Source organism: Polynucleobacter sp., from assembly GCF_030693775.1.
Classification (GTDB): Bacteria; Pseudomonadota; Gammaproteobacteria; order Burkholderiales; family Burkholderiaceae; genus Polynucleobacter.
Genome location: NZ_JAUXZY010000005.1, coordinates 15,487 through 30,044 on the forward strand (window position 1 = coordinate 15,487; position 14,558 = coordinate 30,044).

Below are 14,558 nucleotides of genomic sequence, written 5' to 3' on the forward strand. Positions count from 1 at the left end.
CTAAAAATTGTATATAATCTAGTTAAGGACTGGGGATTCTCGGTCGACATTAAGCTCCGGTTTTCCGGGGCTTTTTGTTTTTTTGTTTAAGGAAACTTCTTTAAACCCCAGCCATCGACTCTCCCACCCTTCTTCAATAATTTGTCCTTGAGCCCTTGAACTGCCCTATTGGGTTGCTCGGGTTTAAGTACAGAAACGCCCACTGGCCTTGCTACCAAGTCAGCAATTTGCAGGCCGCTTGAATTAGATTTCTTGTCGGCAAAGATGATCTCAAAGTTCAATTTTTCTCGGTCATAGTTCGCACCCCCACAGATACGCCTAAATTCCAGCTCTAGCTCATTGTCTTCAGCGTTGCCTCGCTTTTCGACAATGACATGTAAGGCAGGGTTAACGAACGCTTTGGCCGGATCAAAATCAGCCCACTCACCCTCTTGAATCAAAAATGCCTTTACCCGCTCGAGACCAAACTCTAAACCCAAGTGATATGGGTTTATTGGATTTGTATATTGCTTTTTATGTTCATCTTTATTAATCACAACACAAACCATATGAAATGGAAGCTCTTTAATAATGTCTGTCAGCTCATTCAAGAAAGCCTCCTTTAAAGCAGGCTTTTTTAGAAACGCAAAATGGCCGACATCCCTTCTAATGTCCCGCTCATGCAGAATGACTTGATCATGGCCAAAGTGGTTAAATTTAAACCGCTGAATAGCCGGAGTTATCTTGGTCATATAGTCGGTCTTTTTTGCAATCAAAAAAGCCAAAACAAATAATGGGTAATCAGGGTCAATATTACCCATGGATGGAGACCCGCTCTCATCCACAAATACCAAATAATTGCTCAACCCTCTGCTCATTTAAAACTCCTATGCAATAGGCCATTTTAAATCCTCTAAACCGTTACTTAAAGTAACGCTTATAAGATCGAAATCCGACCCTCAGATTCAAACTTTGCACCAAAATGCAATCGCACACTCAATCGCACAGTCATTTTTTAGCCATGTAGACCATTGATTTACATATAGTTTTGAAGAGCCACGACTTCTTTTAATCCGTTGGTCGCGAGTTCGAATCTCGCCCGACCCACCAGTAATACAAAGGGATCACAGAAATGTGGTCCCTTTTCTTTTGGCTGCATGGAATGTGTTGGCAACTGTGTGGACTCAATAGGTGATTTATTGGACCGTGATGGATCAGGATGAGAGGCGCTGGGTTACCGTTTGGACTATGAGCGTCTCTTGCTAGTGGTAGAGCGGCCTTCAATGTAAATGCTATAGTGAGTCAGAGGAATCAATCTATATATGGCGCTAGCACAAAACCCAATAACTCTAAGTAAACAATTTCAAATTGATCGCGAAGCCCTATCCCGATTAGATGTTCTTGATATCACGCTAACACTTGATACCAAACTCTTTGTTGATCCCCTGTTGCTCAAAGAAAGTCGGCACTCTGAATTCAATAAAAACGCTGTACAACAATATCGAACTCATTTTGAAACGATCATCAAATTACTAACCGGCAGTAAATATAAAGGTGATGCCGCTTGGCGAGCTTCAGAAAAAATGCTCGCATTCCCAGAGATTAATGGAACATGTCTAGGCTATGGTGGCGGCTCTATTCATGGGAGTGGATTTGGATCAAAATTAAGCGATAGAATTTTGAATGTTGCATCAGAGATTATTCAGATTGGCATTGATGACCCTGATCTCTTTATTGCAATGTCTATATTTGAATCAGATATTGGCCCCGATAGAATCAGCGATATGACAACTAACATTGTCATAAAGGCCATTTCCGAATTTAATGCGCGAATACTTAAGGAGCTGGGTTTAGAGGGTGAGGATTTTGAACATGGATGCTACCTAAGGAATCCATTTGAGAGCAAAAGCACTCCTATCATTTTGCTGCCAAAAGATATTCTTCGAGACCTGCCAATAGCCTCCGATTGGGATGGAATTGCAGCAGCAGCTAATCATAACGATGAGTTAAGGAGCAGAGTAAATAATCAGATTGCATCGATATGGACAGTTAAATCCAAGAGAGAAAAGGGGCAATTGAAAGCTGAAGCACTTGCATCTCGAGATGCATTTAACACATTGCTGGATAGCATTAAAGCAGTAAAACCTAATCCATATGATAGCGATAACGATCCCTCTGGATTGGTTTCATGGGCAGCCAGAGGAGAAGAATTTACAAAACGATTCCCGATTAATCTACTTCATTGGAAATCGGGCGAATCAGTTGATGGATTTAATGTGGTGAAGGAGATTATTAAGCAATTTAGACATCTGATTGAGCATCTAGGAATGAACAAAGAACTTTATCAATCGGATGGTAGCCCAAGGAATGAGTCGTCTGCTCAACATTACTTTTTTATGGTTGCTTATTGCTACTGCAAGGCAAATAATTTAGATATATCTCCAGAGATTGATACGGGCACTGGGAAGATAGATTTTAAGTTTTCCAGAGGATTTAAAGAAAGGATTTTGGTTGAAATTAAACTATCAACAAATAGCAAAACTGTTGCTGGATATACCAAGCAACTAGAAATATACAAAACCTCACAACAAACTATGAAGGCATTTTATGTGGTTATAGATGTTGGCCTAATGGGGAATAAAGATAAAAAGTTGATTGAAACCAGAAACCAATATAGAGCAAATAAACTACCCATTTCAGAACTAGAAATGATTGATGGGACCATCAAAGCATCTGCAAGTAAGCGCCAATAGAAATGTCGTGTTTCCCGACAAACTATGTAATTCTTCCGGCTGCTTCAACTTTATCAATAATTGCTTTAACCGCCCTATCAATCTTTCCACTAGCTGAATAATCAGCTACAGCCGATAGATTTGCTCTGCCCTCCACAATTAGATTTTCAGCTTTTGATTTAGCACCCTTCTTCTTAGGGCTAAAAACAGCTATGGAATGACCGCCTTGATCCTTAATTAATCGCATACAAGGAATGTCAGTCTCACCATCCCCAATAAAAATCATATTTTCAAATGGGACGGGCCTCTGCTCTTTTGGGACAAACTTATTAATAATAGTGTTGTCGTGAACATCAAGACTTCCTTTATTGATTCTGAACAAGTACTGTGTTTTAGTCGTGTAATTCATGGCAATAGCTGGCCATCGAGCAATACCGTTGTGATCGTACATAAATCCAGATGCATAAACCTTAGAAAATTCTTTAAATATCTTTGTGCCCTCAACCATCTCTCTCAGGCCAGATGAAATGATGAAGTGCTCAACCCGGACGCCTTTAGATTTGCCATATTGATTAATTCTTTTAAACCAAGAATCAACCCCAGGAAATAAATTAATCTTAGAGCCGAAATTCTTAAAATCAGCCCTACGTACGCTCACCTGCTCACTATCTGCTTTTCTCAACATCACATCCATATAGGCCAGGATTTCATCTGCATCTTGTTCTTTTGCCTTTTTCTTGACCTCATTCCAAAATTCTTTCGACTTCATTTGCAAAGCAGGGATAAAGTCATATTCCTGCATATTTCCAGGAGCTAAAGTCCCGTCAAAATCATAGGCAATGGCAAGAGGAATTAATTTTTTTGGCATAAGCTTGTTCACTAGAATCACAGATTATTATTAGATTTAGCATAAATCAAATAGAGGTCAAATGCCATCATTCTCGAACTTTCTCGCTAGTCTAGACAACGACTCTGGCCGTCGTGGAAAAGAATTCGAATATTTTGTTAAATGGTTTCTAAAAAATGATCCCGAATGGGCTACACAGGTCGACGAAATTTGGCTCTGGGATGAGTATCCTCAAAACTGGGGGAGGGACTGCGGCATTGATTTGGTGTTTAAACATAAAAATGGTGAGATATGGGCTGTACAAGCAAAATGCTACGCATCTACCACCTCAATTACCAAAGCTGATATCGATTCGTTTATTAGTGAATCGAATAGGCCGGGAATTGATAAAAGACTACTTATAGCAACTACAGATTTAATAGGTTCAAATGCAAAGCAAGTCTGTGATGCTCAGGAGAAAAAAGTAACCCGTTTCCTACTTTCCAATTTTGAAAAATCAGGTATTGAATACCCCAACTCATTAAACGAGTTAGCAACAAACAAGCCCAGAATAAAACCAACGCCAGATGCTCATCAACTAGAGGCCATTGAACAAGTTGTCACGAATCTCAAGAATGAAGAGCGCGGGCAGATGATTATGGCTTGCGGTACAGGGAAAACTTTTACTACTCTTTGGATAAAAGAAAAGCTTAAAGCCGATTCAACATTGGTCCTACTTCCCTCATTAGGACTGCTTTCCCAAACTTTGCATGAATGGACAAAAGCCGCAAATGAAAGCTTTGAAGTTCTCTGTGTATGTTCTGATGAATCTGTAGGGAAAAATGGGGTTGATGAAATAACCCACTCTATAGCGGACCTAGCCTTTCCAGTAACATCTAATGTTGAGGAAATTAAATCCTTTATTGGCAAGCCGGGTAGAAAGGTAGTGTTCTCTACCTACCAATCTTCGCCCCTTATCGCTAGAGCCCAGCTGGAAAAGGATGTGCCATTTTTTGACCTATCAATTGCCGACGAAGCTCATCGTTGCGCTGGAAAAGTTTCAGGTGATTTTTCAACAATTTTAGATTCACAGAAAATTCGATCTAAAAAACGCCTCTTTACAACAGCCACTCCCCGAACTTACTCAGCAATTATTAAAAAGGGGGCAGAGGAAAGGGGTATAGACATTATCGGGATGGATGATGAGCAAATTTTCGGCAAAAAACTATTCACCCTCAGCTTTGGTGATGCAATAAAAAGAAAGCTTTTGGCTGACTATCGAGTAGTTATTCTTGGCATCAATGAATCAACTACAGCAACCTGGATTGCTAACCGGGATTTACTAAAAGCAAATGACTCCTTAGAAATGGATGCAGAAAATCTTGCTGCGCATATTGGATTACTTAAGGCTATTAGAGACTATGATCTTCGGAGAATAATAAGCTTCCATAGTCGCGTGAATCGAGCGGAAAATTTTTCCATTGATTTCTTAAAAGTGGCCAGTTGGATTGATGAAAAATACAGGCCAAGTGGAGATATTAATTCCGACTTTGTATCAGGTGCAATGCCCACTGATAAACGTAGACGAAAATTACAGCAACTTAAATCATTAAATGACAACGAGCGCCGCCTCCTTACTAATGCACGCTGCCTTTCGGAAGGTGTTGATGTTCCCAGCTTAGATGGGGTTGCATTCATAGATCCACGTGGGAGCCAAATTGACATTATTCAGGCCGTAGGAAGGGCAATCCGAACAAATCGAAATGCCGCTAATGAAAAGATAGGGACAATAATTCTTCCGGTCTTTATTGGGAATAATGAAGAGCCTGATCAGGAGCTAGAAAATGGAAATTTCAAGCCAATTTGGGATGTATTAAATGCCTTAAAAGCACATGACAACGTTTTGGCAGATGAACTAAATGATTTTAGAGTGAGCCTAGGAAAACGTAACTCAAATAGCCCATCTATTACGTTCAATAAAATTGAGTTTGATCTACCTATATCAATTACCCAATCTTTTAGCGACTCTATCAAGACAAGATTAGTTGAAAACACAACAGATTCTTGGCCAGTTTGGTTGGATCAAACCAAGCAATATGTAAAAAATTTCAACAAAATTCCTATTGTCACAACTATTTTCAATGACTTTAAGATTGGTGCCTGGGTTGCAACCCAAAGAAATTCTTACCGCTCTGGTAGTTTAAATAGAGACAGGATTTGCAAATTAGAGGAGATTGAAGGTTGGTCATGGGATCAGCGTGACGATATTTGGAGCGAAAGATTTTCTTTACTGCAAAAATTTATCCAATTAAATGGTCACAGCAATGTTCCGATTAGATACCGCGAAGATGGCATAAACCTTGGTAACTGGGCAAGCACTCAAAGAGTTACCTATAAAGAAGGAGGCCTTAGTCCGGATAAGATTAAAAAATTAGAATCGCTCCCTCATTGGAAATGGGATTTTTTAAGCGACAAATGGAATGAGTTTTATGAAGCATTAATACAGCTTTCGCAGACCACCCCACCAAATAGCATTAAAAAAGGGGAGGTTTTTAAAGGTCTTGAAATTGGATCCTGGCTAAGAAACCAACGTAACAGCTATAAAAATGGCGACCTTTCAGAGGATCGAATAAAGAAGTTGGAATCGATTGATGGATTTACCTGGAAGGTAATTGATGCAAAGTGGGATAAAAACTTCAACCTCTTGCAGGAATTAGTTAGAGCAACAAATGATCAAAGCTTCCCAACTCCAACAGCCATCAATGAAAGCGGCTTGACTAACTGGATTCTGAATCAAAGATCCTCATATAAAAAAGGAACTCTCAGTGGCGAGCGAATTCAAAAGCTTTCCAAACTAAATGGATGGACCTGGACATCTAAAGCGGATTTATGGGATGAAGGATTTAAAGAATTATTGAAATATTTAGAGGTAATGCAAACAGCAAAAGTTCCAAGCAAATTTGTAACCTCAGGCGGCTATCAACTCGGTGCCTGGACTACGAAACAGAGGGCGCAATTTAAAAAGGGTGTACTAGCTGAGGATAGAATACAAAAACTTTCCCTTTTGCCGCATTGGATTTGGAGCTGATAATCACCAGCCCTTAACTACAGGGGCTTGTGGCACTTGCCTTGGTGCATTAATAGAGGTGTTTGGCTGCATAGTTACAGGTGCAGTAGTCGCCCCTTGATATTGCCCTTGAGGGGAATAAAAGCTAGTTTGTCCATTGTCTGTTTGAAATGACTGAACATTCTGCCCTTGAGCGTTATATACATTAGTCACGCCACTGGGGGATGTTTGGGTATAGCCCTGGTACTGCCCTTGTGGGCCATAAACGGCTTGAGAAAATCCAATCGCTGGAATAAACATCAAAACCGCTGTAATACGCTTCATATAGGCCTTATTGGTAATGCACTTGATTAGCTCAGTTTAGTTATGGGATCGATAACTGTCTAGCCCGGTTTATAAAGGTTAAACGACATAGAAGTGTCGCGTTTCGTGACACTTATTCCAATATAGTTGCATAGCTAATCAATATCAGTTACACTACCTCCATGTTTGAACAATGCCTCTATTTCAATACCACCAGCCTAGCTCGCCAGCTAGAGCGGGAATGGACTAGTGCATTTAAGCCTTTTGGCCTTACTCCTTCTCAAGCCTTTATGCTCAGGGTGGCATTGGATAAGGCTCCACTTCTACAAAGCGAACTAGCACTGGAAATGAATATCAGCCGCCCTACTGCTACTAGAGGTTTGGATGGCCTAGAGAAATTGGGTCTGATTAAACGACTAGCTTCTGAGAAGGATGGTCGGGAGCAAGAAATTCATCCAACCAAGAAGGCGGTTGAGATGAAAGAGGCTATTAATGCAGCAAGCAGCACCGTTACCAAACGTCTAAAGAAAGCATTAGGGAGTAGCCATTTTGAAGATGTTGTTGGACAACTTAGGGGCATTAGCTCTGCCCTGAAGTAATGGGACTTTTTATTTCCCTAATAGTTGCATAGCTAACTTATTTTATTAATTTTTAAAGGAGAATTACATGCCAATCTTGAACGTGAAAGTCAGCGGACAAAAGAATATCGAGACCACTAAATCCATTAATGAGCTGCTGCTAGACCTTACCTATCGAATTCTGGGGAAGAAAAAGGAAGTGACTGCCATTGCCATTGAATATGTAGATACAGACTGCTGGTTTGTAGGTGGCAAGCTATTAAGCGAGCAAGGCAAGAACAGCTTTTACTTTGACATCAAGATTACCGATGAGACCAATACCAAAGATCAGAAGGCTCAGTACATCAAGGAGGCATTTGAGGGTTTTGAAGGCATCCTAGGTAATCTTCATGAAGAGAGCTATATCTATGTGCAAGATGTCAGGGCTGCTAGCTATGGGTATGGCGGGAAAACTCAGGAATATCGATATCACCAATAATCCCTTAAATACCGCCGTAACCCAATGAAATATATGGGGTTACGGCTATAGAATTGGGCAAAATTTCCTAGGAAATCAGCCCCAAATCTACTAAAATAAACCTATGCCAACTAAGTTTGCCACCCAAACCCAAGCCCGCCAATACAACGTGTCTAACGCTGTGGCATCTGCTCGGATTGAAGGTATTGTTCCAACTAAGCAGTTAGAGCAAAACCTCACTGATTACGTTGCCGGCAAAAAAAGTATTGCGCAAATATTAGAAGAAACTAAACAACGCTATGTCACGCTACGACGCGGATGACACTTACTGCTACCCAGGTACAGACGTACTTCGAAACAAAGCAGAAATAACTAACGCAGAAGATTTAGACGCCTACGAAGGTGAGCTATCTACTTTGCGATCAATTGAGATTCTAGAAAACCCCATCGCAGGTCAATTTGACCTTGCTCATCTTCAGCGCATTCATTCAACCCTCTTTCAGGATGTATATGACTGGGCCGGGAAGATCCGCACAGTAGATATTAGCCGTGGCAATAGTCGTTTTGCCAATGTACGCTTTATTGAATCTGCGGCAAACGACATCTTTAACAAACTAGCTCGTGAAAACTGGCTCAGAGGCTTGGATGCCCACTTCCTATCAAAAAGATTAGCTCACTACTTATCAGAGATAAACGCCCTTCACCCTTTTCGAGAGGGAAATGGTCGCGTACAACGCATATTTATCTCGCAACTTAGTCAATCAGCAGGCTATCAACTGGACTACTCCGACCTAGAGCAGGAGCAAATTTATCGAGCAATGGAGCTAGCTTTTAATGGAGATGAATCCATTCTTGCCAATCTCATTCTGGAACGTTTGAAGAGCAGTGACTAGGTTTAAGCAATTTACTGACCTGTCTGCGCCAATTAAGCCTCTTTGAGCCCGTTGGTCGCGAGTTCGAATCTCGCCCGACCCACCAGTAATACGAAGCCTCTGAATGAAAGTTCAGGGGCTTTTTCTTTTACCTCGCAAATCCAATGCACATCTACACGCCGATTTAACCCACAAGCTTGGTCCTAAGCATCACCAACTTAAAGATCTCATACGGCGCACATTGATTAAGCGCGTCTTGCAATACGGTTCAGAAAAATCAGTCCCAACACAGGGCCTGGTAGCAATAACCAGGTGATGTAGTGGCCCATCAGGGGGAGAACTACCGTACTGATTTGAATTGAAATCATCGTAATCGTAAAGCCAATGGCATTTTGGATGGTCAGTGCAGTACCCACGATTTCAGGTGGACATGCTTGCGCTGATAGCGCCGAGAATTGTGGTGAATCAGCGATGACACTCATGCCCCAAACAATCCAAAACAGAATTTGTACCCACAGTGGCAATCCAGAAATCCATGGATAGAGTAAGCAGCAGATGCCAGATAGTACTAAAGCGCTTGAAGCAACTTTCACACCCCCAATGGATTTGCTCAGTTGCCCTCCTAGAAAGCAGCCAATCGCACCAATCCCAATGACAGCGAACGCAAGTCCCGATAAGTTAATGGGATTTTGAACTGAGTAGCTACTCGCAATCAGGAATGGCACTAGCGCCCAGAACGCATAGAGCTCCCACATGTGGCCAAAATACCCCAAGGCCGATCGACGATATTCCGCAATGGCAAAGAGCTCTCGAAAGCCGCTCAGTTTGACCCGTGAAGCACTACCTAATTTGAGGTGGGGGCCATCGCCAAGCCAAAAAATTATCCCCATAGCAACAAGAGCAAGGAAAGAAGACAGCAGAATCACCTCTTGCCATGGCCAATCCACACCGAAGTAGCGGGTCGCGTGCGGGATCGCTGTTCCGATGGTCAGCATTCCAACCAATTGAGCAATCCGCGAGCCTGCTTTTTGGGGGTCCCAGGTCATGATGAGTTTCATGCCAATCGGATAGATACCGGCCAAACAAATTCCAACCAAAAAGCGTAAGCAAGATCCGATCCAAAGGCTGTCCGCCAATAAAGCAAATACGGCATTAAACAAGGCCCCAAGCAAGGCACATACAGCAAAAAGATGGCCGGGCTTAAACCGATCTGCAATCCCACTGAGCGCAAAGACCAGAGTGCCGGCAACAAAACCGAGTTGCACCGCATTGGTCAATATGCCTATACCGGCAAGATTGATATTCCACGAATCAATTAAATTATCAGCTACCCCATTGATGGAAAACCAGAGTGAGGTACCCATCAACTCCGCAATCACAATCAATAGCGAGGCTACATTAGGGCTAATGGATCGAGAGGGTGTCGTATTAATCAATTGAGGATTAAAATATTAAGTAACTCCGGATCTGGCTCGATGCAATTTCTTCAGACTGTCTAGCAAACGCTGGTGACGATCAAGTCCTTCTAATTTCAGGCTAGTGGGTGTCAGGCCATAGAAACGTACACTGCCATCGATCGAGCCCAATACTGCATCCATCTTGTCATCGCCAAACATTCGGCGCAGATTATGGGTGTAGTTGCTCATGGTTAATTCGTTATCCAGATAGATGGCCAGTGCGGCATCGAGGGCTTGATAAAACAGCTTACGCTCTACGGTGTTGTCGTTGTATTGTAAGAAGGCGCCGACCAATTCCTGCGCCTCATCCCATTGCTTCAAGGCCAGATGAATTAATAGCTTTAACTCCAATACCGTCAATTGACCCCAGACAGTGTTTTCATCAAACTCAATACCAATCAGTGTTGCAATATCGCCGTACTCATCGAGCTCATTGTTTTCTAAGCGATCAAGTAAATCCGTTAGCCTCGAATCGTCCAGGTTCAATAGATTTAAGATGTCCTCACGAAATAAAAGCGCCTTATTGGTGTTATCCCAAATCAGATCTTCAATGGGGTAGATCTCGGAATAACCAGGCACGAGGATTCTGCAGGCCATTGCACCAAGCTGATCATAGACCGCTACATAGGACTCTTTATTGATCTTCTTCAGAATGCCAAACAAGGTTTCAGCCTCTTCTACATTGGTCTTAGCACCTTTGTTGGTGAAGTCCCACTCCACAAAGGCATAGTCTGATTTGGCACTAAAGAAACGCCACGACACGATGCCGCTGGAGTCAATGAAATGTTCCACAAAATTATTGGGCTCAGTCACTGCCTCACTCACAAATGTTGGCGGCGGCAAATCATTCAGACCCTCAAAACTACGACCCTGTAGTAACTCGGTCAAGCTGCGCTCGAGCGCAACTTCAAAGCTAGGATGGGCACCAAACGACGCAAATACGCCGCCTGTACGGGGATTCATTAAAGTCACACACATCACTGGATAGACCCCGCCAAGCGAGGCATCTTTGACCAAAACCGGAAAGCCCTGCTCTTCTAGACTTTGTATGCCGGCCATGATGCGCGGGTATTGATCCAAGACGACTTGAGGCACATCAGGCAGGGCAATTTCGCGCTCAATGATTTCTCGCTTGACTGCCCGCTCAAAAATTTCAGATAAGCACTGCACCTGCGCCTCTGCCAATGTATTGCCGGCACTCATGCCATTACTGACAAAGAGGTTCTCAATCAAATTCACCGGAAAGTACACCACCGCTTTATCTGACTGACGTATAAATGGCAGAGCACAAATGCCTCGCTCCACATTGCCGGAGTTGGTATCGATGAGATGCGATGCACGTAACTCACCCTCGGAGTTATAAATCTGCCGAGTGTACTCATCGAGTATTTCGGGCGGCAGGGCATCTTTCTTGCCAAGCTTAAACCAATGTTCATTGGGATAATGCACAAATGACGCATTGGCAATGTCCTCACCCCAATATGCACCGGCATAAAAATGGTTATTGCTCAGTCGCTCGATGTACTCCCCCAGCGCAGAAGCTAAGGCACTTTCTTTCGTAGACCCTTTGCCATTGGTAAAACACATGGGCGAATGGGCATCGCGAATGTGCAAAGACCAGACATTGGGAATAAGGTTTCGCCAAGAGGCAATCTCGATCTTGATTCCTAAGTTGGCCAGCACCGCTGACATATTGGCAATCGTTTGCTCGAGGGGCAAATCCTTACCCGCAATATAGGTCTCGCCTCCCACTCCAGAGTTAGGAACTAACAAGGCCTGCGCATCCGCATCCAGGCTTTCGACTTCCTCAATCACAAACTCAGGACCAGCTTGTACTACTTTCTTAACCGTGCACCGGTCAATCGATCGCAAAATGCCTTGCCGATCTTTGGCGGAGATATCTGCCGGTAATTCAATCTGAATCTTGAAAATCTGCCGATACCGATTCTCCGGATCCACAATATTGTTTTGTGAAAGGCGGATATTCTCTGTTGAGATGCCACGCGTATCGCAATACAACTTCACAAAATACGCTGCGCACAGGGCTGATGAGGCTAAAAAGTAATCGAATGGCCCAGGAGCAGAGCCGTCGCCTTTGTATCGAATTGGTTGATCAGCAATGACGGTAAAGTCGTCAAACTTAGCTTCAAGCCGAAGCTTATCGAGAAAGTTGACTTTAATTTCCATGGAAGCAGTTCCGAAAGTAATGCACAAATAGTGTGAGCCCTATTATCCACTGGGACTAAAAGCCGTCCGCATCTTCTACTTGGCTACAAAATTACAGCAGGCATGTGAAATTTACATCCTATTTATAGGAATAAAACACGATAACTCTTTAGCGTAAATGAGCTCGTATGAAGCTATCGATATCATCGATGCATTGAGTAATGCGACGTTTTAATTTCACCAGCGCGTCGAGTAAGGGCATAAAAAGTAGATTCTATGGCTTAGGGCCTAACCAATATCCCCAATTACAGCACAGTAATCTCGCTTTACCGGCTTTGTATGAAGGAAGGCATAATCTGCGAAATAGCATAGCTAAACTATTGTATTTGCTGCCTAAAGGGGGTGATGATGCCGCAAACGTACTCAGTAATGACACGACTAATTCATTGGCTTACGGCAGCGCTCCTCGTGGCCTCACTTGTGCTGGGGTTTTGGATGACCGACCGTTCGGCAGCCAATCTGTGGGATGAGCTAACCAATACTCTGTACTCCTGGCATAAGCTGATTGGCTTTATTGTCTTGCTGGTTACCGGGCTTCGCATCATCACCAAACTACGCTCCACTAGACCACCCTACCCCAGCAGTATTTCTCGGGGGCAAATTCAATTAGCACAGTCGGTTCAAGGTGCCCTGTATTTGCTTTTGGTGTTAGTTCCCTTATTTGGCTGGGCCGGAGTCACTGCATTTCCAGCACTCATTACCGTAGGTGGATACCATCTACCCGCATTGCCCGGTATACCCAAAGACCAAGCCCTAGCCAAGCAGTTGTTTGAGATCCACGGCTATTTAGTGCTAGCACTGATTGCGCTTGCCGTAGTCCACATCGCGGCTGGACTACAACACCTGCTGTTTAAAAAGGATGGGGTATTTGAGCGTATTTGGTTTAAGTCTTAATAATATGAAGACTAGCCACTACCTAAAATAGATGGCCGCTTTTTTTGGCTTTCGCTTTTAAGTAGGCATCGTTGTGCTCATTGGAAGGGTAAATGTGAGGAACCCTCTCCACCACTTCAATATCGCACTTGCCGAGTGCGGTAACCTTGGCTGGATTGTTCGTCATTAACTTTACCCGCTTGACGCCCAACATACGCAACATCTGTGCTGCAGGTAAATAGTTGCGTTCATCGGAGTCAAAGCCGAGCTGTAAATTGGCATCCACAGTATCAAAGCCAGCATCTTGCAATTGGTATGCGCGCAGTTTGTTGACTAGGCCAATACCACGCCCTTCTTGCGCTAGGTATAACAAAATTCCACTACCCGCTACAGCCATTTCACCAATAGCGCCGCGCAGCTGATTGCCGCAGTCGCAGCGCAAGGAGCCTACTAAATCGCCTGTAAAGCATTCGGAGTGGAGGCGCACTAGCACTGGCTCTGCAGGGTTTAGATCACCAACAATAATGGCCAAGTGCTCAATGCCGCCATCGCGGGGTCGAAACGCAACTACCCGAGCGTTTTCTGCATTTTCCAAGGGGACGCGTGCTTCACTCACCATCGTCAGTGAATACGCCGCAATCGTCATATACGACTGAATTGAGCTAGCCTGTACTGCAGGAATATCATCATTACCGGCACCCGTAACGATCAGCGCCGCTGGCAAAAGCCGCGATAACTTGGATAAGGTGACACATGCCTGCTCTAACGCGTCTGCATCCTTAACCTTTAAGCCTGCCATGTTTGGCGCCGTCATTGAAGCCGAAAGGGGATTAGCTAAATACTCTACTAAATCAAGCGGCATACCCTGCGGGTGCGACAAGACGCTGACTGGACGATCTGATTTATCAATTTCTAATACATTGACGCGCGTGCCAGTCATTACTAGCTCAGGAGCAGTACTACCCAGCTGCTTTAACAGCGCTAAATAGTCGGCAGTTAAGGCATCGACGGCTAACATCAATCGGCTACTATGTTCATCGTACACGCGCACCAATGCGCCACGGCGCAGCTCAGAAATAGCGCGGTCAACTTCAATAAGGGGGTCCGGCATCACCATTTTTTGAACAACCTGTTGTTGGGCAAATTTCTAAAAGAATATTATCCCACCCTATGGTAAATTCTTCAGCG

The 14,558-nt window shown here is 43.5% G+C and carries 13 protein-coding genes; 7 read left to right on the forward strand and 6 right to left on the reverse strand.

The window, feature by feature from the left end; all coding sequences use genetic code 11:
- Positions 1-86: 86 nt before the first annotated feature.
- Positions 87-857 carry a DUF3800 domain-containing protein gene (locus Q8M75_RS08025; RefSeq protein ID WP_305488300.1) on the reverse strand — a complete coding sequence of 257 codons (771 nt, stop codon included), beginning with the start codon at positions 855-857 and terminating at the stop codon, positions 87-89.
- A 444-nt stretch (positions 858-1,301) separates the two neighbouring features.
- On the opposite strand from Q8M75_RS08025, the gene Q8M75_RS08030 reads away from it, so the two are divergent.
- Positions 1,302-2,732 carry a hypothetical protein gene (locus tag Q8M75_RS08030; protein WP_305488302.1) on the forward strand — a complete coding sequence of 477 codons (1,431 nt, stop codon included), beginning with the start codon at positions 1,302-1,304 and terminating at the stop codon, positions 2,730-2,732.
- A 22-nt stretch (positions 2,733-2,754) separates the two neighbouring features.
- Here the strand turns inward: Q8M75_RS08030 and Q8M75_RS08035 are convergent, their stop codons facing one another.
- The gene (locus Q8M75_RS08035; protein WP_305488304.1) at positions 2,755-3,579 is read right to left on the reverse strand and encodes an HAD family hydrolase; all 825 of its coding nucleotides are present in this window, start codon (positions 3,577-3,579) and stop codon (positions 2,755-2,757) included.
- Positions 3,580-3,640: 61 nt separating this feature from the next.
- On the opposite strand from Q8M75_RS08035, the gene Q8M75_RS08040 reads away from it, so the two are divergent.
- Positions 3,641-6,625, forward strand: a complete 2,985-nt coding sequence (locus tag Q8M75_RS08040) for a DEAD/DEAH box helicase (protein WP_305488306.1) — start codon at positions 3,641-3,643, stop codon at positions 6,623-6,625.
- 3 nt (positions 6,626-6,628) lie between these two features.
- On the opposite strand, the gene Q8M75_RS08045 is transcribed toward Q8M75_RS08040, so the two are convergent.
- Positions 6,629-6,928 carry a hypothetical protein gene (locus Q8M75_RS08045; protein WP_305488308.1) on the reverse strand — a complete coding sequence of 100 codons (300 nt, stop codon included), beginning with the start codon at positions 6,926-6,928 and terminating at the stop codon, positions 6,629-6,631.
- A gap of 161 nt (positions 6,929-7,089) precedes the next feature.
- Between Q8M75_RS08045 and Q8M75_RS08050 the strand changes: the two genes are divergently transcribed.
- From Q8M75_RS08050 to Q8M75_RS08065, 4 genes are all read left to right on the forward strand, one after another.
- Positions 7,090-7,506, forward strand: a complete 417-nt coding sequence (locus Q8M75_RS08050; protein WP_305488311.1) for a MarR family winged helix-turn-helix transcriptional regulator — start codon at positions 7,090-7,092, stop codon at positions 7,504-7,506.
- Between the two features lie 67 nt (positions 7,507-7,573).
- Positions 7,574-7,963, forward strand: a complete 390-nt coding sequence (locus Q8M75_RS08055) for a 4-oxalocrotonate tautomerase family protein (RefSeq protein ID WP_305488313.1) — start codon at positions 7,574-7,576, stop codon at positions 7,961-7,963.
- A gap of 103 nt (positions 7,964-8,066) precedes the next feature.
- Entirely contained in the window at positions 8,067-8,264 is a 198-nt protein-coding gene (locus Q8M75_RS08060; RefSeq protein ID WP_305488315.1) for a hypothetical protein, read from the forward strand.
- Positions 8,242-8,835 carry a Fic family protein gene (locus Q8M75_RS08065; protein ID WP_305488316.1) on the forward strand — a complete coding sequence of 198 codons (594 nt, stop codon included), beginning with the start codon at positions 8,242-8,244 and terminating at the stop codon, positions 8,833-8,835. Before Q8M75_RS08060 ends, Q8M75_RS08065 begins: the two co-directional genes overlap by 23 nt.
- A gap of 224 nt (positions 8,836-9,059) precedes the next feature.
- Here the strand turns inward: Q8M75_RS08065 and Q8M75_RS08070 are convergent, their stop codons facing one another.
- Complete coding sequence (locus tag Q8M75_RS08070) at positions 9,060-10,250, reverse strand: nitrate/nitrite transporter (protein WP_305488318.1); 1,191 nt, start codon at positions 10,248-10,250, stop codon at positions 9,060-9,062.
- A 15-nt stretch (positions 10,251-10,265) separates the two neighbouring features.
- A complete protein-coding gene (locus Q8M75_RS08075) occupies positions 10,266-12,458 on the reverse strand; it encodes an OsmC domain/YcaO domain-containing protein (protein ID WP_305488320.1) in 2,193 nt (730 codons plus the stop codon).
- Between the two features lie 408 nt (positions 12,459-12,866).
- On the opposite strand from Q8M75_RS08075, the gene Q8M75_RS08080 reads away from it, so the two are divergent.
- Positions 12,867-13,391, forward strand: coding sequence for a cytochrome b (locus Q8M75_RS08080; protein WP_305488322.1), 525 nt, complete (start codon positions 12,867-12,869; stop codon positions 13,389-13,391).
- A 22-nt stretch (positions 13,392-13,413) separates the two neighbouring features.
- Here Q8M75_RS08080 and ribA read toward each other — a convergent pair whose 3' ends face one another.
- Entirely contained in the window at positions 13,414-14,481 is a 1,068-nt protein-coding gene (gene ribA, locus Q8M75_RS08085; RefSeq protein WP_305488324.1) for a GTP cyclohydrolase II, read from the reverse strand.
- Positions 14,482-14,558: the final 77 nt, after the last annotated feature.

Excerpts from the sequence above, each read along its gene's own strand:
- Q8M75_RS08025 (WP_305488300.1), bottom strand. The coding sequence starts at position 857 with ATGAGCAGAGGGTTGAGCAATTATTTGGTATTTGTGGATGAGAGCGGG.
- Q8M75_RS08030 (WP_305488302.1), top strand. The coding sequence starts at position 1,302 with ATGGCGCTAGCACAAAACCCAATAACTCTAAGTAAACAATTTCAAATT.
- Q8M75_RS08035 (WP_305488304.1), bottom strand. The coding sequence starts at position 3,579 with ATGCCAAAAAAATTAATTCCTCTTGCCATTGCCTATGATTTTGACGGG.
- Q8M75_RS08040 (WP_305488306.1), top strand. The coding sequence starts at position 3,641 with ATGCCATCATTCTCGAACTTTCTCGCTAGTCTAGACAACGACTCTGGC.
- Q8M75_RS08045 (WP_305488308.1), bottom strand. The coding sequence starts at position 6,928 with ATGAAGCGTATTACAGCGGTTTTGATGTTTATTCCAGCGATTGGATTT.
- Q8M75_RS08050 (WP_305488311.1), top strand. The coding sequence starts at position 7,090 with ATGTTTGAACAATGCCTCTATTTCAATACCACCAGCCTAGCTCGCCAG.
- Q8M75_RS08055 (WP_305488313.1), top strand. The coding sequence starts at position 7,574 with ATGCCAATCTTGAACGTGAAAGTCAGCGGACAAAAGAATATCGAGACC.
- Q8M75_RS08060 (WP_305488315.1), top strand. The coding sequence starts at position 8,067 with ATGCCAACTAAGTTTGCCACCCAAACCCAAGCCCGCCAATACAACGTG.
- Q8M75_RS08065 (WP_305488316.1), top strand. The coding sequence starts at position 8,242 with ATGTCACGCTACGACGCGGATGACACTTACTGCTACCCAGGTACAGAC.
- Q8M75_RS08075 (WP_305488320.1), bottom strand. The coding sequence starts at position 12,458 with ATGGAAATTAAAGTCAACTTTCTCGATAAGCTTCGGCTTGAAGCTAAG.
- Q8M75_RS08080 (WP_305488322.1), top strand. The coding sequence starts at position 12,867 with ATGACACGACTAATTCATTGGCTTACGGCAGCGCTCCTCGTGGCCTCA.
- ribA (WP_305488324.1), bottom strand. The coding sequence starts at position 14,481 with ATGCCGGACCCCCTTATTGAAGTTGACCGCGCTATTTCTGAGCTGCGC.